This window comes from Pseudoalteromonas translucida KMM 520, assembly GCF_001465295.1.
Classification (GTDB): Bacteria; Pseudomonadota; Gammaproteobacteria; order Enterobacterales; family Alteromonadaceae; genus Pseudoalteromonas; species Pseudoalteromonas translucida.
Map to the genome: position 1 here is coordinate 2,391,610 of NZ_CP011034.1, position 18,786 is coordinate 2,410,395.

Consider the following 18,786-nt stretch of genomic DNA (forward strand, 5'->3'; position numbering starts at 1 on the left):
TATGCTATCTAGCGATGCAATAAAAGCAGCTGCGCTATAATCAAACCTATCCCGATTAAAAAAGCCCGTAATGAGTGAAAATTACGGGCTTTAAATTAATACTCTTTATTTTATTTAAGTTTAGCTTTTAAACTAAGCGCTTCTTGTTGAACTTCTTTAGGGCCTTTATTTATAACGTCTTCGATAACCTTAAGCGCTGAGTCAAAATCATCTATTTCGATATAAGCGCGGGCTAAGTCTAATTTAGCAGAATAACCGCCACTTTCAGCATCAACATCTGTTGGGTTATCGCCGGCCAGTAATGAGTCAAAATCACCTAACCCTACGTCCATATTCACATCATCGTAAGGTTCGTGCTCTGTATCTGCGTCGTCACTTTGCTCTAATAATGCATCAATATCTACAAATTCATCTTTGCTAGTTTGCTCAATAGTGTCGCTGTTAACAACTGGCTGTGGCGGCGCTAAAGCTGATTCATCAGCATCTAACTCATCATTTAGTAAGTTATTAAAATCAACGTCAAACTCACTACTGTCTGCAATATCTAGCTCATCAGCATCGGCTAATTCATTTAATAATGCATCAAAGTCTGTCTGAGTTAAATCGGCCATAAACTCGTCATCAAGTTCATCATCCGATGCAACTTCATCGTTATGCGGTAACTCTGTTGGCATTAATGCCGCTTCACGGTCTACATTTGTTTGCTCATCAATTAACTTCGCATCTAACTCTTCATTTAACTGCTCAACTTGAATATCGTCTACTTCGTTAAGTAAATCATCACTAACGTCATCATTTAATTGCTGCTCAAGCGAATTACTTGCATCAACCTCTGGTGAGGTTATTGGTAATAATTCATCTTCATTTTGCTGTTCACTATCGAGCTCTGAAAAATCGTTTTCAATTAATAGTTCATCGTCAAAGTCATCTTCTAAACTATCTAAATTACCACCTGCTAGTAGCGAGTTTGCAAGATCTTGTTCAGCTTGACTCGAGGCCATGCCTTTAGCGTCACCATCTAGGTTATCGCCTTGTAGCTCTTGCGGGGTAAACGCTTGCTGCTCATCTGCTGCTAGTATTGCATCGTCATTCAGATCAAGCTCAGGGTATTCGTCTGCATCAAGCTCTTCGCTTGGCGCTGCTACCTCAGCCGCTCCTTCAGGCACTGACTCATCTGCTAATAATTCAGATTCATCGTTTTCAATACCCAGAGGATCATCACCTAATTCAGCTTCTGTTACATCATTTAAATCATCAACCGACCACTCTGGGGGTTCTACATACTCTTCATCATCGGATGCTTGTTGTAGCTCATTTAAAAGCTCATCAACACTTTTTAAATTATCATCATTATATTCTTCAAGTGCATCTTCAGGATCGAGTAACGTCTGCGATGTATCTGAGTAATCCTCTATAATTGAGTCGCCAAAATCGTCTTGCTCTTCTACTGCAAGCTCTGGTTCAAGTGCTGACTCTGTATTTTCACTTAATGAAGATTCAACAGATTCATCGCCTTGCTCACTAACTTCGTCGATTAAGCTATCGATGTCGTCAATATCATCTAAGTCGAAGTCATCTGTTTCTTCTACTAACTCAGCTGTATTATTTTGCTCTTCAAGCGGTGCCTCAGCCTGCTCTTCATCGCTTTGTTCACTAACTTCGTCGATTAAGCTATCGATGTCGTCAATATCATCTAAGTCGAAGTCATCGGCTTTTTCTGCTAACTCAGCTGTATTATTTTGCTCTTCAAGCGGTGTTTCAGGCTGCTCTTCATCGCCCTGCTCGCTTGCTTCATCAATTAAACTATCGATGTCGTCAATATCATCTAAGTCAAAGTCATCGGCTTCTTCTACTAACTCAGCTGTATTTTTTTGCTCTTCAAGCGGTGTTTCAGGCTGCTCTTCATCGTTTTGTTCACTGACTTCGTCGATTAAGCTTTCGATGTCGTCAATATCAACATCATCATTTTCTTCAACTAATTCTGTCGCGCTGCTTCGTTCTTCTAGCAGATCATCATTCTGTTCGCTTACTTCATCGATTAAGCTATCGATATCGTCAATTTCATCTAAGTCAGAGTCATCTGTTTCTTCTACTAACTCAGTTGTATTATTTTGCTCTTCAAGCGCTGTTTCAGGCTGCTCTTCATCGCTTTGTTCACTAACTTTGTCGATTAAGCTGTCGATGTCGTCAATATCAACATCATCATTTTCTTCAACTAATTCTGTCGCGCTGCTTTGTTCTTCAAGCAGCTCATCGCCCTGCTCGTTTGCTTCATCAATTAAGCTGTCGATATCGTCTAAATCAAAGTCGTCGTTCTCTTCTACGAGCTCTGTAACGCTGCTTTGCTCTTCAAGCAGCTCATCGCCCTGCTCGTTTGCTTCATCAATTAAGCTGTCGATGTCGTCTAAATCAAAGTCGTCGTTCTCTTCTACGAGCTCTGTAACGCTGCTTTGCTCTTCAAGCAGATCATCGCCCTGCTCGTTTGCTTCGTCAATTAAGCTATCGATATCGTCTAAATCAAAGTCGTCATTCTCTTCTACGAGCTCTGTAACGCTACTTTGCTCTTCAGGCAGATCATCATCCTGCTCGTTTGCTTCGTCAATTAAGCTGTCGATATCATCTAAATCAAAGTCGTCGTTTTCCTCTACCAACTCTTCTGTATTGTTTGGTATTAATGGTTGCTCTGATTCTAATAAATCATCAATATCAAAATCGTCATCTTCACTTGCTAACTCCTCGCTAAAGGCAGATATTTCATCGTGTGCATCCTCACTCTCTGGTGCTACCTTGTCGCTATCACTCGATTCAATTTCTGGTAAGCTATCGTCTTCATCAAATAAGCTATCTAAATCATCGGCACTTAAAATATCATCACTGTTTTGTGATGTGTTTAAGTCTAAATCAATAGTGTCCTCTAAGCTGCTATCTGCAGGCTCATCAAAGCCTTGCTGCATAAAAATATCGAGTTCATCATCGTCTTGGCCGTCTTCATCATCAAAAATGATGTCATCACTCAATAAGCTTTCTAACTCATCTTGATCTAATAAATTGCTATCATCTAATGAGTCGTCAAACGCTACATCGTCATCTAACAGCACGTCATCTGAAATACCGTCATCTAACAGCACGTCATCCGAAATATCGTCATCTAATTGAACACTTAAATCATCCAACGGATCAGGAATAATAGGATCGTCGTGGCTAGCTGCACTTACAACATCATCGCTGTCGTCACTGCTATAAACGGGAGTTTGCGGTAAAAACTCATCATCATCTTGGTTATTTTGTTCGGTGTTATTTGCACGTTTACGTAACAACATTACAACAGCAAAAATAATTAATAATGCAGGTATAGTCATTAACAAAATTAAAACCAACGGATTAGATAGCAAGGCCCCTAAGTCAAATTCGGCATCTTGTTTGGCGTCTTTGGTTTTTTGTTGCGCTATTATTTCATTTTGTTTGACTATTAATTCTTTAAGTTGCAGCTGTATTTCGCTGTCTTGGCCTAGTTGCTCGCGTAAGTTTTTTAGTTCTTGCGAAATACCTGTGAGTTGTTTTTTAAGCTTGTTATTCTCTACTAATATTTCTTCAACATTATTGACCGAACTTTTAAATTGCTGTTGCAGCTCAACTAATCTATTACTTTGATCCGTTTTTATGTCATTTAGTTCTTTTTGTAATTCTTTTTTAGCTTCGTCTACGTCAACTTTACGCGCTTGCGTTACTTTGGTTTGAGCTGTATTAATTTCGCTTTGCGTTAGCGTGCCGTTTTTCTTTTTTTCCCATAACTTGTCGTCTTGTTCTGAGCGTAGTCTTGCCAGATCAGAGCTAACACTTTTTATTTCAGCTAAGGTGGGTATGTTTAAATAGGCACCACTTTGCATGTGGTTAAGGTTTTGTTCTAAAAATGAATTTGGATTTTTGTTATACAAGGCCTGCATAACTTGATAAATGCTTACAGAATTGTCAGGACGAACTTTAACAGCAATACGCCAGAGTGTATCGGTCGGTTTTATTGGCCCTATTGCTCGTCCTTGCACACCATAGTCAACGCCTTTAGGCCCCTTTAGTTGGGTACTGTCTTGAGAGTAAACAGAAGTGACTATCAATGCAGACGCCAATATAATAAGTGAAGCTAAACCGCGCATGCTGATCCTTTAATGTTTAAATGTTAACGTAGCGCCACAAAATGGACGCATAAACATTGATTATTCTTGCCGTTATCAACCAAATGGCTGACTCACATTTTTTATTACAATCTATTTTTATTGCAAGCTCTATTCCAGTTACAAACTATAAACCAGTTAGCCACTAATATCCATCGCAACACTTTGAAAATAAATACCTTAAATTTATAATTGAAAATATTTTAATCTGTTATATCAACATCTTTATACGCTTTTAAATTATATGCGGCAATTAATTGACAGCCATATAAATAAAAAGCGGCAAACAAATAATGTTTACCGCTTTTTTTGCTTTAAAGCTATAAATAATTACATGTAGTTAGCAATAAGCTCTTCTGCAATTTGTATGCTATTGGTTGCTGCACCTTTGCGGGTATTATCACTTACAACCCACATATTTAAACCATGTGGGTGTGAAATGTCGGCGCGTAAACGACCAATGTAAACAGTGTCATTACCACTGGCATCAGATACCGCTGTTGGGTAATCGCCCGCGTCGTCAATAAGCTCAACACCTGGCGCGTCGTTTAATAATTGTTTTACGTGCTCAAGGTCATATGGCATACGTGTTTCTATATTGATTGACTCTGAATGACCAAAAAATACCGGTACTCTTACACACGTTGGGTTTACTGCAATGGTAGTATCGCCTAATATTTTATGCGTTTCGTTAACCATTTTCATTTCTTCACGGGTGTAGCCGTTATCTTCAAATGCATCTATTTGTGGGATCACGTTAAACGCAATTTGCTTAGGAAACACATCGCTGTCAACTGGGCGAGCATTCATTAAGTTAGCGGTTTGCTTTGCTAACTCATCAACCGCTTTTTTACCTGCGCCCGACACTGCTTGATATGTTGATACATTAATACGGTCAATTCCGTAAGCGTCGTATATTGGTTTTAGTGCCAACATCATCTGAATAGTTGAACAGTTAGGGTTGGCAATTATGTTGCGATTTCTAAAATCGGCTAAGCTTGCTGCGTTAACTTCAGGTACGATTAAAGGGACTTCAAAATCATTTCTAAAAAATGAGGTGTTGTCGATTACTACACAACCAGCATCTGCAGCAATTGGCGCGTACTGCTCTGACACACCACCACCAGCAGAGAAGAAACCTATGTGCGCTTGGCTAAAGTCAAAGCCTTCAACATCAAGTACTTCAATGGTCTCACCACAAAACTTAATGTCTTCGCCTGCGCTGCGGCTGCTAGCAAGTAAAAAAAGTTGATCCACTGGAAATTTACGATCTGCTAATGTTTCAATGATTTGACGACCAACTAAACCGGTAGCACCAAGTACCACAACGTTATATTTTTGCGACATATTTATTCCTCTTTAAGCGATATTAAAACAACATCGCTAGTTAAATTAGTTTGCAACAGTAAACCCAAGCTGGGCTAAAGCGGCTAGCTGCGAGCTATCACCTTGTATTGTTAAAGTGCTAAATTCTCGTCTTACAGGGTAGTTTTTACGTAAACTATCAAAACCGTTATTCGCTAAATCACGCAGTAAAATACCGTCATCACGGCGTACGTCGTAAATTAAATGCACCAAACGCGCAATATCAGCTTCATTAAAACTTTGTCCTAATGTAGCTTGAGTAATTGCAGGCACGGGTAAAAATTCATCGAGCGACTTTGTTGCTTCTATCCCTTTGAGTTCACAAAACTTTTGATACAATATTTGTGTACCACGGGCTTTCCCTTCAAGGGTATGCCCTGCAATGTGAACGCTTGCATAGCGCACATGCTCCAGTAACTCAGTTAAAATAGTGGGTTCGTTTTCCCATACATCAAGCACTAAATCTAAATCGGCACCCGCTTGCATCACCTCTAGTAATGCTTGATTGTCAATCACATCACCACGGCTTGCATTAATTAACGTAAGCCCGGGTTTAAGCGCTTTTAATCTGGCTTTATCCATCATATGTAGCGTTTTATGCTCGCCACTTTTTATAAGAGGAACATGAAAAGTTACAATATCTGACTGCGCGAGTAATTGATCAAGTGCTACGTGCTCGTTTAATAAGCCTTGCGCATGTTTTATTGGATCACATAAAAGTACGGTTAAATTCAGCGCTTGTAATTTTTGCGCCAAACAACTGCCAATACTGCCAACGCCAACTATACCTATTGTTTGATTCTTAAGTGGGCGGGCATTCTCTTGGCTTAATGCATATAAACTGCTTATTACATACTCGGCTACCGCAATTGCGTTGCAGCCTGGCGCGCTACTAAAGGCAATATTTTTATCATTTAATAATTGCGTATCAATATGATCAACACCAATTGTTGCGGTGCCAACAAAGCCTAATTTATTAGCGTGTGCTAAAAGCTCATTATTAACCAGAGTGACTGAGCGAGTAAGCAGCACATCTACGTCTATTAGTTGATCGGCTGTTAATTGTCGCCCATCAAAACGCTCAACGTCACCAATGTCTGCAAAGTACTGCTCAACTAAAGGCATATTCTGATCGGCAAGAATTTTCATACAGAGTCCGTTTGGCAATTAAGGGTCGCTATTGTAACGAACAACCTAGGCTTTGCACAAACTAAAAAGCCGAGCTATGCTCGGCTTTAGGTATTTAGTAAGAAACTAATTAACCTTTATATTTACTCATAACTAAAGTGGCATTTGTACCACCAAAGCCAAAGCTGTTCGACATTACAGTATTTAACTCAACATCACGACGTTCAGTCACAATATCAAGGCCTGCAGCTTGCTCGTCTAGCTCATCAATATTAATTGATGGTGCAACAAAGCCATGCTCTAGCATTAATAGAGAGAAAATAGCTTCGTGAACACCCGCCGCACCTAAGGCATGGCCTGTCATTGCTTTAGTTGCGCTGATCATTGGTGAATTCCCACCAAATACGTCTTGAATCGCGCCAAGTTCTTTTACATCGCCTACTGGAGTAGATGTGCCATGCGTATTTAAATAATCAATACTTTCTACGTCTTGCATAGCTTGGCGCATACAGCGTGCAGCACCTTCGCCCGAAGGAGCAACCATGTCGTAACCATCAGACGTTGCACCATAGCCAACTATTTCTGCGTAAATATGCGCGCCACGTGCAAGAGCATGTTCAAGCTCTTCAACCACAACAATACCGCCACCGCCAGATATAACAAAACCATCGCGGTTTGCATCGTACGTGCGCGATGCTTTTTCTGGTGTTTCGTTGTACTTAGTAGAAAGTGCGCCCATAGCGTCAAATTCCATTGCTAAAGTCCAGTGCAGCTCTTCACCACCACCAGCAAAAACAACATCTTGCTTGCCAAGTTGAATTTGTTCTACTGCATTACCAATACAATGCGCTGATGTAGCACATGCAGAACTAATAGAGTAATTAACACCTTTAATTTTAAACGGTGTTGCTAAACATGCAGACGTGGTGCTTGCCATAGTACGTGGCACCATATAAGGACCTACACGTTTTACGCCTTTTTCGCGTAAAATATCAGCCGCTTCTACTTGCCATTTAGATGAACCACCACCAGAACCAACTATAATACCCGTGCGCTCGTTTGACACTTGCTCGTCAGATAAACCTGAGTCTGCAATCGCTTGCGTCATTGAAATATAAGAATAGGCAGCAGCATCACCCATAAAGCGCATTGCTTTGCGGTCAACATGTTCTTTAACGTCAATATCAATTTTACCCGACACGTTGCTACGTAGCTTGTAATCGGCAAATTCTTGGTTAAACGCAATGCCACTACGGCCTGTTTTTAACGATTCTAATACTTCTTCTTTGTTGTTACCAATACTTGATACAACACCGATACCTGTAATTACGGCTCTTCTCATGGGTAATTCCCTTAGCTTAATACTTAATTGCGTTCTATTTTACGCGAATTTAATCACCTAAGTGGTCAGCTTTCTAGCGTACACTTGTACTCTGAACTGCTAGCTTATAAATAACGCCAGACTATTTCAAAGAAAACACGTAAAATAATTAAAAAATTTCATCTCTAAAATTAAATGGGTCATGATAAAAAACGCCAACATTCACTTTAACCACCAAGGCACGCCTGTTGCCAATGACTTCGATGATATTTATTATTCTGACGATAATGGCTTAGCTGAATCTTATTATGTGTTTTATCAGCAAAACAATATAGACACACGGTTACAAAGTCATGACCAAGCACATTTTGTTATAGCCGAAACCGGTTTTGGCACTGGCCTTAACTTTTTAAATACATGCCAGCACTTTACTGACCACCTTGCACGCCAACAAGTTCAAAAACAACTAAACTATGGTGTAAAACGACTACACTTTATTGCCTTTGAAAAACACCCATTAAGTGTAAGCGACTTAAGCAAAATATTAACAGCATGGCCTGAACTTAATTTATTAAGTGAGCAGCTTATCAGCCAGTATCCCATTAATTTAGAAGGCTGCCATCGGCTTGAGTTTAATAATGGGACAATCGTGCTCGACCTATATTTTGGTGATGCACTGGAATCAATTAAAACAATGAGCTATCCGCGCTCAGGCATAGTAGATGCTTGGTTTTTAGATGGTTTTGCACCGAGTAAAAACCCTGACATGTGGCAACAAAGCCTGTTTAATGCCATGGTTAACATTTCAAAAGTAGGAGCCACCCTTGCTACCTTTACCGCTGCTGGCTTTGTTCGCCGTGGGTTAAGCGATGCAGGCTTTACCATGCAAAAAGTTAAAGGGTTCGCGCACAAACGCAGCATGCTAATTGGCACATTAAAACACACTAACGATACGCAATCGGCGCCAAGCTACTTTAATCACGATGTTAGCCCGCTTAGTAATGTGGCGGTAATTGGTGGTGGTATTGCCAGCAGCTGTATTTTATACAGCCTAGCTAAGCGAGGTATTAGCAGCCAATTATTTTGCCAAGATGCAGCACCCGCTATGGGTGCATCGCACAACGTGCAAGGGGCGGTATACCCACATTTACAAGCAAAAAACTCTCCACACAGCGAGTTATTTGCGCATAGCTTTTTATATGCCAAACGGCTTTATAAACAGTTACTCAATGATGGTTTTAGTTTTGATCATAGCTGGTGTGGTGTATTGCAGCATGCAGTAAAACAGCCACTCGCTGATCGCCATGAAAATTTAGCCCAACAGCAATTATGGCCACAAACATTAATGCGTAACGTAACCGCAGAGCAAGGAGATACTATAGCCGGAGTTACTACTGGTTATTCTGGCGTATATTTTGAACAAGGTGGCTGGGTAAACCCACCACAACTAGTTAATGCTATGTTGAGCGCCGCCCATTGTTTGTCGCCTTATAAAAGTACTTTTAACTGCCCTATAGAACAATTAGAAAAAACCAGCAACGGCTGGCTACTATTTAGTAACGGCAAACAGTTTGGCCCCTTTAGCGATGTTATTATATGCGCAGGTGAGCACAGCGATGCATTTGCACAAACCAAAGCATTGCCCATCGTTGGCGTGCGCGGACAAGTATCGCATGTGCAGGCAAGTGAGCAGTCAAAAAAACTAAAAACGGTGTTGTGCCATAAAGGCTATTTTACACCCGCTTATTTAGATCATCATTGCATGGGCGCAACGTTTGAAAAAAACACTAAAAGCCGACAAATCACTGAGCAAGACAACCTTACAAATCGCGAGCAATTACTCAACTTTTACGGCCACTGTCACTTTGCAACTAGCTTAGGCAATATAACCGCGGCAAAAGCCGCAGTGCGCTGTAGCTTTATTGATCACTTACCTATGGCGGGAGAGTGGGCAGAGCAAAGCGATTACCTAACTGCCTTTGCTAATTTACGTTTAGGTAAACGCTATCAGTACCAAGCCCTGAGTAAAAAACAACAAGGGCTACATATTTTCACCGGCTTTGGTGCACGTGCTTTATGCAGTGCGCCACTTTGCAGTGAACACTTAATTAGCAGTTTAAGCAACGAGCCGCGCCCGCTCAGCGAGCGTGTAAGCCAAGCTATTCACCCAGCTCGTTTTATAGTGCGTGATTTAATTCGTAATAAAATTTAATCAGTTAGCTATACTTGAAAGGTATACCAACGGGTCACGATCTACTGTAAGCTGAAATAGCAAACAAATTTAGGAGTTAATGATGAGTAAAACCTTAATTATTGGCGCTAGCGGGCAAATTGGTAAAATGACTACCGAGTTATTACTCCAGCATGAGCATAATGTAATCGCTTTAGTGCGCAATAAAAATAAACTAAGTGATTTAAATAGCGTACATTTAACTATTATCGAACAAGATTTAGAAAGCGATTTTAGTGACGTAGTAAAAGACTGTGAGCAAGTTATATTTGTTGCTGGCTCAGGTGGTGGTACAGGTGCTGATAAAACCTTATTAATTGATCTGTGGGCTGCCACTAAGGCCATTAACTTTTCAAAAGAGCACGGTGTTAAACACTTTATTATGGTGAGCTCGTTAGGTGCTGACGATCCTGATGCAATTCAAAGTGATCTGAAACCTTACCTAGTAGCTAAACATATGGCAGACAGATACCTAATAAATAGCGGCCTTAGTTATACTATTTTACGACCGGGTGCATTAACCAACGAGACTGCATCAATGCTTATTAGCACAACACGACCAAGTGATCGTTCAAATGCAAAAATAAGCAGAGAAAACGTTGCTCATGTTTTATTTAACATTGCGCAAAACCAATGTAATAGCAGTTGCATTTTTGAGCTTTTTGATGGCGATAGCCCTATTAAAGCTGCGGTAAAATAATCCGCCTATAACAATATTTCACTTATGCCTTGCCAAGCTAATTGGCAAGCCATAAGTGTTAATATAACCTTAAAAATAGCTTTAAAACGTGCTGTAGGCATGCGTTTAAGTAAATAAATACCTAACCAAGTGCCTAGCGCACCACTGGCAATCATACCTATCACCAATGGCAACCATTGCCAAAAGCTAAACCCAATAACAGTATAAACAAACGCCTTTAACACATGCTGTAGGGTCATAATGCTAGAAAACGTTGCAGTGAACTTTAATTTGTCGTAATTATTAATATGCAAATAACTCGCTACTAGCGGCCCACTTGCGCCAACAAACATAGAAATAAATGCCGTTATTAAACCCGCAACTAAACGCCCCAACCTTGAGTCGTTTTTAAATTTAGGCGTTTTACCCCACAATAAATAAACCACAAATACCGCAACCGCCAACTTCATACCATCTAACTGAATATCATTAACTACAGTGCTAGAGATGCCAGCGCCAAGCAACCCGCCAAGCGTAAAGTAAATAAACATACTTTTATCTATGTGCTTAATACTCAACACTAGTCTGTTTGCATTCGATCCTAATTGTACCAAGCCATGCACTGGCACCACGACCGCCATTGGCATAATTGATGCCATAACAACTAATAACATCAGCCCGCCACCGGCACCAAACGCGGCAGATACAAACGATGTAAAGCCTGCAAGTACAATAAGTAACAGTGCTATACAGGGAGTAACAAACTCTGTAGCCAATAAATCCATATTTATGCTCTAGGGTGAATAACACCTTATATTGAGGCTTATTTTAGTGATTTTGTATAACCATTAGGTATAACACGCATAGTTTAAATTGCGCTCACAAAATATAAGTATTGTGTAAAAGCCGCGTGCACATTAAGGCTCAGCATTAAGTTAAAAATATGCTTACAACAATTTATTGTAGATTCAACTTTAAAGTTAATAGCCCGCTATAAATTAGCCAAAACGCGTAACTAATAAAAATGAACTGTCCCTTTATCTATTCAACTTTTAACAATTACACCCAACTTTGCTTGTTGTAAAAAAATACAATCACACAAAATCTAATGAATAAGAACTACTTTATGACTGTGTTTGCTGCAAAATAGTATACAAACTTAAAATATGCATCTTGATTGGTAACCGGTATATGCTAAGCTCCTGCCCTCAAAATTAAACTTTGCCTGTTTTTTATAAATGATTTGCTAAGTTGCAAGGTACTGCTTTTGCTTATGGCGCTCTAAAGTTTTGAACTGCTAATCTGTTGATTACCTCTTCACAGTCAAACTTTGGTTCATGTGCAAACAAAAATATACCGTATTAAAAAGGTTAAATGCGCTTATGAATATTGAAATTTCTATTATAGAAACCTTGTTAGTTTCTTTGTTAATACTTTTTGCAGGCTATTATCTCAATAGCAAAATTGCTTTTCTTAAAGACAACAACATTCCTGAACCCGTTGTGGGTGGTATTGCCTTTTCTATTATTGCGGCCATTCTGCACGTTTACTTTGATATTAACTTTCAATTCGATATGACCTTTAAAACCCCATTAATGACCATGTTTTTTACCACTGTTGGTTTGGGTGCGAGTTTTAGTTTATTAATTAAAGGCGGTCCTAAAGTCGCGCTGTTTTTGGGCATCGCAACAATTTATTTATTGGTACAAAATGCCTTAGGTATATCTATTGCGGTAGCAACCGGTATGGAGCCTTTAATGGGCTTAATTGGCGGCTCTGTAACACTCTCTGGTGGCCATGGTAGTGGTGCTACGTACGCTGATTTATTTATTAATGAATATGGCATGCAAAGTAGCGTATTTGAACTGGCAATGGCAGCCGCTACGCTCGGGCTTATTCTTGGTGGCTTAGTTGGCGGCCCAGTAAGCAGACGCCTCATTAATAAATATAACTTAAAAGCAGATACCTCATATCACGAAGAGCGCGATGACACTGTAACCTTCGACCCTGATGATCACGACCTAGTAACACCGCGTAAAATGATGGAAACCTTGTTTGTTATTTTATTATGTATGTACTTAGGCCGTATGGGCTACGACGCTTTAAAAGCGATTGACGTTATTTTACCAGCATTTTTAATCCCATTATTATTTGGTGTTTTTATTACTAACCTTACTGAATTTTCTAAAATTTATAAGGTAAGCCGCGCCTGTATAGACTTATGGGGCACTATGGCACTGTCGATGTTTTTAGCCATGGCTTTAATGTCGTTAAAAATATGGGAGCTGCTAAGTTTAGCCGGCCCAATGATATTTATGATATTGGTACAAGCCGTTATGCTCATGCTGTTTGCCTACTTTATTACTTTTAGAGTAATGGGTAAAAACTACAACGCCGCAATAATAGCGGGCGGTCATTGTGGTTTTGGTTTAGGCGCAACCCCTACCGCAGTAGCAAATATGGAATCTTTAGTATCTCGTTACGGCCCCTCACCACAGGCATTTTTAGTAGTACCTTTAGTGGGCGCATTCTTCATTGATATTACCAACGCACTCATTATACAGCTGTATTTAAGCTTTCCTTTTATTAGCGGTTAATAGCCACTTAAGCTATTTTATTAAACATTAAGCCAGCCCTAGCGCTTAATGCCGATCAGTTAAGGTTAATTGATCGGTTGACCGATCTAAATGATCGTGAATAATCCGTAATTAGTTTCGCTAATTACGGATTTTTTATGGATATTCAAACAGCTCTTTCGACCACTTTCTCATCTGCCGAGGAATTTACAGCGCTTGATAACTTATCTGGCATATTAGATCCCGAATTACTTAACCAAGCTTTTGAAAAATCGGGGGTCGCCACCGTTCGTAAACGTCGTTTACCACTCGACGCTGTCGTTTGGTCTGTGATTGGTATGAGTTTATTTCGTCATGAATCTGTTTGGGATATAGCCTCTAAAATGGACATCGCCTTACCAGGTAAAGGGAAACTAGTTGCCCCTAGTGCCATGGTTCAAGCGAGACAACGCTTAGGTGAAGGTGCTGTCGAGCAGGTCTTCAAGATGATGGCGTCACGGCATTATAATCATGCCCACTTTGATACATTTTGTGGCTTAAATCTATTAGCTGTTGATGGGGTTGTCTTTCGTACACATGATACGCCAGAGAATAAAGACGTATTTGGATGTGGCTCAACCCAGTATGGTGAAAATACCTATCCGCAAATTCGGATGGTATGCCACATGGAGCTAACGAGTCATCAACTCATTAATTGTGCTTTTAACGGGCAGCATCAAGGGGAGATGACACTCGCTGAAGAACTCATTGAAGGCACACCGGATAACTCATTAACCTTATTTGATCGCGGTTATTATTCATTAGGGCTTTTGCATCGTTGGCATCAAGCAGGGACTGAAAGACACTGGATGATACCATAAAGAAAATGAGTAAAAATGACCAGTTAGTGCGTCTTAAAACATCGCCACAAGCGCGAAAAAAGTTTACTGACTTGCCAGAGTTTATAGAAGCTCGGCTGCTTACCTACACGCATAATAATAAGCAGTATCAGATTCTTACATCAATGCTTGATGTAATGCGTTACCCATCAAAAGAAATAGCTGATTTGTACATGCATCGCTGGGAAATAGAAATAGGATATCGAGAAATAAAACAAACGATGCTGCACTCAAACTATATCCTACGCTCAAAAAGGCCGGATATGATAAGGCAAGAATTGTGGGGGTTACTAATTGCCTACAATATTATAAGAATAGCCATGCGTGAGGCGGCAGAGTTACTGGAAGTATGGCCAAATCAACTGAGTTTTTCTCATTGTTCAAGGCATATCAACGTATTTCTGTTAACTATCCCACTGACAAGTCCGGGAAATTTACCAAAACACTATGAGCATTTATTAGAAACGCTGACGCTATTTCAGTTACCGACAAGGCGTCATGAGCGCAGCTTTCCACGATGTGTGAAAAAGAAACCATCTAAATATCCGTATAAAAAAAAGCCAGTCAGTGTTAACTGACTGGCATTAAGCCCTAGCGCTGGCTTAATGTTTACTACAAAAAAAGTGCTCATCATTAAAATAGCAGACAAAATAAACTTTCTAACTATCAGCTATTTTCAGCAGAGCCACTGGGCTCTGATGGAAAATCAGTAACGGCCGCATTTTGAATTAATAACCGCTTTGCATCTGCAAACGGAACAGGCCTAGAATACAAAAAACCTTGTACTAAATCGTCTTTATACTGCAGTAATAAACTGGCTTGCTCTTCAGTTTCTACCCCCTCAGTAACAACCTTCATACCCATAGAGTGAGCTAATGAGTATATGTTACGCAATACTAACAGTGATGCCTTTTGTTCCGATGCTAAATTAATAATGCTCCGATCTATTTTTAAAGTGGATATAGGATATTTAGTTAAATAACTTAACGAAGAATACCCAGAGCCAAAATCGTCTAAAGCAATACTCACCCCTATATTTTTTAAATTAGTTAATAGCGTGTAAGTTTTATCGCTCTCGTCCATTAAAGAAGACTCAGTGATCTCCAGTTCCAATTTTTCCGCAGGTAACGAACTGCTTTTAAGCGCATTGCGCACAATATTTACTATATCGCTAGTATGTAACTGCTTGGGAGAAACATTAACTGACACATTTCCCTTTAACAGTCCTCTGGCATGTAAATCTGCGGCTTGTTCGCATGCAGTTTCAATTACCCATTTACCAATCTGGGCTATGGAACCATTATTTTCAGCCTCATCTATAAACTTATCAGGAGGTATTAAACCCTCGACCGGATGGATCCAACGAATTAATGCTTCAAAACCCTCTATACAACGGTTGATTGGGTTTAATTTAGGTTGATAATATAATTCGAACTCTTGATTACGTAATGCATCTTTTAGATTAGTTTTAATTTTAATTGTTTCAGCTAACTTATTTTTGAGCAGCGAATTAAAAAAATAAGCCTGATTTCTCCCGGCTTTTTTAGCGGCATACATAGCACTATCTGCGTGAATAAATAATTCGTGTTCATTGTTGCCGTCTTTTGGATAAATGGCTACTCCTAAGCTTGCTGACCCGCTCACAGTTACATCATCAAATTGATACGGCTTACACAGATTACTCGTTATAAGGCCAATCACTTTAAAATAATCTTTGTCATGCTGATTGAGGTTAAGTAACAGCACAAATTCATCTCCTCCTAATCGCGCTAGATACCCCTGCTCTCCCACACTTTCTTGCATTCTTTTAGATGCCTGCTTTATATATTCATCACCCACCTTATGACCATAAATATCATTTGCATCTTTTAAATTATCTAAGTCAAGAACGACCAAAGCAAAATCACATTTTGGTAAAGAAACTAAATCACTAACTTTTTGCTGAAAATCAAATCTATTAGGTAGGCCTGTTAACGTATCGTGGCGCAGTTGATACTCTAAGACTCTTAGTTGTTTGCGCCTGCTAAGAATAAACAACAAAATAATAAATCCAATAAGAAATAATAGGCTAGCGAGCATGTAATACCAATATGGAATAGCAATATAAACATCTAACCGAGCAACATTATTACTCCATAAATTATCGCTATTAGTGCCTTTAACTTCAAAGGTATAATACCCTGGTAAAAGGTTACTATAAAAAGCTTGGGGAGTAGTGCTTACATTGCTCCAGCGGTCATCAAATCCTAACAATCTATAACTAAAACTATTATTTTCTGAGTTAACGTAATCAAGCGCGGCAAAATGAAACTCAATATTTCCGTCTGCTAATTTTTGAATGTAATTATCAGCCATACTTTTTTTATTTATACTTTGGTACACACTTTCTTTATTCGATAATACTTTAGTAATTTCGACTTGCGGAGAATATTGGCTTAACGCTATTTCATTGGTGTCTACTTCAACTAAACCTTTCGATGAACTAATCAACAACTTATTGCCTGATAAATATGCGCTGGCAAACATAAACTTTAAGTTATTAATATTAAATAAGTTTTTAAATATCTGAACGTCTTGCGATGCGATAGTAAACTTTATTAAGTCGCGGTTACTGGTAAGCCAAATTGTCTGCTCGCTCACAGCAAGCGCCGTAATTTCATTACTTGGCATTCCTTGCTCGGTAGTGAAATAAGTGATGTCTACCTCTACTGAATCAGCTTTGGTCTGTATTTTAACTAAACCTAACCCTTGTGTTGCAATCCAAAACACCCCCTCTTTACCTTCTCGAATAGAAGAAACCCTAATATATTCACGCTTAGCTACGGTACCACCTAATTTATAATGCTGGTAAGCGCCACTTTCACGATTCACCCTAAACACCCCGTCCGTAGTGGCCATCCATATTTCACCGCGTAAAGACAAAATAGTTTCGTTTGTAAAGTTCCCCTCTTTGGTATAATTACTCTCATTGGTATGCATAAAACGTTTGATAACGCCTTGATCTGGATGAAATAAACTTAACCCCACATTATTGTAACCAGTAAACCAAACCCCTCCCTTTGGCTCAGCTAAAACAGTGTAAATTGACTGGTTTGGTAGCTCAAACTTATTATCTTTAGCATTACTAAAAAAGTGGAGAGCTTGTTGTTTTATATCAAATAGCGCCAAACCAGAACTTGCAGCCATCCATATTTCACTTTTGCTACTAGCAAAAGACCAAATATCTTCAACTTTTACAGAATCAGAATTCAAAACGTTTAAAAAATTAGGCGTGATCTCTCGGCTGATATTGTTTATTAAATCAATACCGCCATCACTAGAAACTAAAGTGTTGTTTTCTTTATGCGGCGTGGCAGTAAATACAAAGCTTCCAGAGAGCCCTTTTCCATGTGGCAGTGCTCTGTAAATATGAACGCCACGTTGCTGAGGAGATAATTTTGAGACACCGGAGTCAGTCCCAATCCAGACAATACCACTCTTATCCTGATAAATATTTCTGATAGTGTTACTAACAATAGAATAAGCATCGAATTGTCTATTTTGCACCGATGAAATATTACCCGATGCTAAATTTAATACCGACATACCTTTAGTGTAATGCCCAACCCATAATTGATCTTTGCTTACTTGCTCGATAGAACTAACTGCATCTTCCATTAACCCTGAAGCCTGAGTGTAATGATGAAACTCATCTGATTGAAAGTTGACAAGAAATAAACCATTATACTCAGTAGCTATAGCGACCCAATCATTGCTCAGTAACTTTAGATTAACTATGTAATAATTTCCTAATAGTTCTAATTCTGGGTGAGTGGTTACTATTGCTTTAATACCTTCTTCATCAGAAGAAACTTTTTTCAGTCCACTCTCCGTTGCAAATAAAATATCTCCATTAGCCATTTCTGTAATTGCAGTAACCTTCTTGTCTGTTGCTGCAGTGATTTTTTGAAAAGCCTGGTTGTCTGGTTTATATAATACAAGCCCTTCTCCTGTTGAAATCCAAAGTCGGTTTTTTGAATCAATAAAAAGAGTCAATATCCAACTTGACGGTAAACCATCATCTCTTTTAAAAATATCAATGCTGCCATCAATGTTAATTCGGTTTAACCCATCTTCAGTAGCGAGCCAGAGATTACCGGTTTTATCTTCGGCTATTTTATTTACAAAATTATTAGAAATATGATCAGTCGAACTTGGTGAAAAATAAAAGTGCCTAAAAGAATAGCCATCGTACCTGATCGCCCCTCTAGAGGTTGAAAACCAAATAAAGCCATTTGATTGCTGAAATGTTTGCAGTATTTCTAGCGAGGGTAAGCCATCTTCAAGAGTAAGGTGTTTGAAAATGTAATCTGACGTATTTGCAGATGCAGATAGGCAATATATTGCTAAAGAAATAAATTGAAGAAATTTTAAAATAAGGTGCATCCTGTACCTCTACAT

Annotated in this window: 9 protein-coding genes and 1 pseudogene; 4 read left to right on the forward strand and 6 right to left on the reverse strand. The window is 39.3% G+C overall.

All coding sequences use genetic code 11. The annotated features are described in order from the left end of the window. Positions 1–110: 110 nt before the first annotated feature. The 4 genes from PTRA_RS11125 to fabB all read right to left on the reverse strand — a co-directional run bounded on the left by PTRA_RS11125 (position 111) and on the right by fabB (position 8,004). Positions 111–4,151, reverse strand: a complete 4,041-nt coding sequence (locus tag PTRA_RS11125; protein WP_058373814.1) for a FimV/HubP family polar landmark protein — start codon at positions 4,149–4,151, stop codon at positions 111–113. Positions 4,152–4,499: 348 nt separating this feature from the next. Next, on the reverse strand, positions 4,500–5,516 hold the full coding sequence (locus PTRA_RS11130; protein ID WP_058373815.1) for an aspartate-semialdehyde dehydrogenase: 1,017 nt from the start codon (positions 5,514–5,516) through the stop codon (positions 4,500–4,502). Between the two features lie 45 nt (positions 5,517–5,561). Then, the gene (locus PTRA_RS11135; RefSeq protein WP_058373816.1) at positions 5,562–6,683 is read right to left on the reverse strand and encodes a 4-phosphoerythronate dehydrogenase; all 1,122 of its coding nucleotides are present in this window, start codon (positions 6,681–6,683) and stop codon (positions 5,562–5,564) included. 109 nt (positions 6,684–6,792) lie between these two features. Further along, positions 6,793–8,004, reverse strand: coding sequence for a beta-ketoacyl-ACP synthase I (fabB, locus tag PTRA_RS11140; RefSeq protein ID WP_011328738.1), 1,212 nt, complete (start codon positions 8,002–8,004; stop codon positions 6,793–6,795). Between the two features lie 181 nt (positions 8,005–8,185). Between fabB and mnmC the strand changes: the two genes are divergently transcribed. Together mnmC and PTRA_RS11150 are read left to right on the forward strand one after the other, a co-directional pair. Beyond that, positions 8,186–10,195, forward strand: coding sequence for a bifunctional tRNA (5-methylaminomethyl-2-thiouridine)(34)-methyltransferase MnmC2/FAD-dependent 5-carboxymethylaminomethyl-2-thiouridine(34) oxidoreductase MnmC1 (gene mnmC / locus PTRA_RS11145; protein ID WP_058373817.1), 2,010 nt, complete (start codon positions 8,186–8,188; stop codon positions 10,193–10,195). 82 nt (positions 10,196–10,277) lie between these two features. Then, positions 10,278–10,913: an SDR family oxidoreductase gene (locus PTRA_RS11150; RefSeq protein WP_058373818.1), complete on the forward strand. Its 636-nt coding sequence runs from the start codon at positions 10,278–10,280 to the stop codon at positions 10,911–10,913. A gap of 5 nt (positions 10,914–10,918) precedes the next feature. On the opposite strand, the gene PTRA_RS11155 is transcribed toward PTRA_RS11150, so the two are convergent. Next, on the reverse strand, positions 10,919–11,677 hold the full coding sequence (locus PTRA_RS11155; protein WP_058373819.1) for a sulfite exporter TauE/SafE family protein: 759 nt from the start codon (positions 11,675–11,677) through the stop codon (positions 10,919–10,921). Between the two features lie 597 nt (positions 11,678–12,274). Here PTRA_RS11155 and gltS point away from each other — a divergent pair. Next, positions 12,275–13,489: a sodium/glutamate symporter gene (gene gltS, locus PTRA_RS11160; RefSeq protein ID WP_058373820.1), complete on the forward strand. Its 1,215-nt coding sequence runs from the start codon at positions 12,275–12,277 to the stop codon at positions 13,487–13,489. Positions 13,490–13,626: 137 nt separating this feature from the next. Further along, a pseudogene (locus PTRA_RS11165) lies at positions 13,627–14,924 on the forward strand (IS4 family transposase). Positions 14,925–15,012: 88 nt separating this feature from the next. Here the strand turns inward: PTRA_RS11165 and PTRA_RS11170 are convergent. After that, on the reverse strand, positions 15,013–18,771 hold the full coding sequence (locus tag PTRA_RS11170; RefSeq protein ID WP_058373821.1) for an EAL domain-containing protein: 3,759 nt from the start codon (positions 18,769–18,771) through the stop codon (positions 15,013–15,015). Positions 18,772–18,786: the final 15 nt, after the last annotated feature.

What these genes read in the sequence shown, in the direction of transcription:
- PTRA_RS11125 (WP_058373814.1), bottom strand. Translation starts at nt 4,151, where the DNA reads ATGCGCGGTTTAGCTTCACTTATTATATTGGCGTCTGCATTGATAGTC.
- PTRA_RS11130 (WP_058373815.1), bottom strand. Translation starts at nt 5,516, where the DNA reads ATGTCGCAAAAATATAACGTTGTGGTACTTGGTGCTACCGGTTTAGTT.
- PTRA_RS11135 (WP_058373816.1), bottom strand. Translation starts at nt 6,683, where the DNA reads ATGAAAATTCTTGCCGATCAGAATATGCCTTTAGTTGAGCAGTACTTT.
- fabB (WP_011328738.1), bottom strand. Translation starts at nt 8,004, where the DNA reads ATGAGAAGAGCCGTAATTACAGGTATCGGTGTTGTATCAAGTATTGGT.
- mnmC (WP_058373817.1), top strand. Translation starts at nt 8,186, where the DNA reads ATGATAAAAAACGCCAACATTCACTTTAACCACCAAGGCACGCCTGTT.
- PTRA_RS11150 (WP_058373818.1), top strand. Translation starts at nt 10,278, where the DNA reads ATGAGTAAAACCTTAATTATTGGCGCTAGCGGGCAAATTGGTAAAATG.
- PTRA_RS11155 (WP_058373819.1), bottom strand. Translation starts at nt 11,677, where the DNA reads ATGGATTTATTGGCTACAGAGTTTGTTACTCCCTGTATAGCACTGTTA.
- gltS (WP_058373820.1), top strand. Translation starts at nt 12,275, where the DNA reads ATGAATATTGAAATTTCTATTATAGAAACCTTGTTAGTTTCTTTGTTA.
- PTRA_RS11170 (WP_058373821.1), bottom strand. Translation starts at nt 18,771, where the DNA reads ATGCACCTTATTTTAAAATTTCTTCAATTTATTTCTTTAGCAATATAT.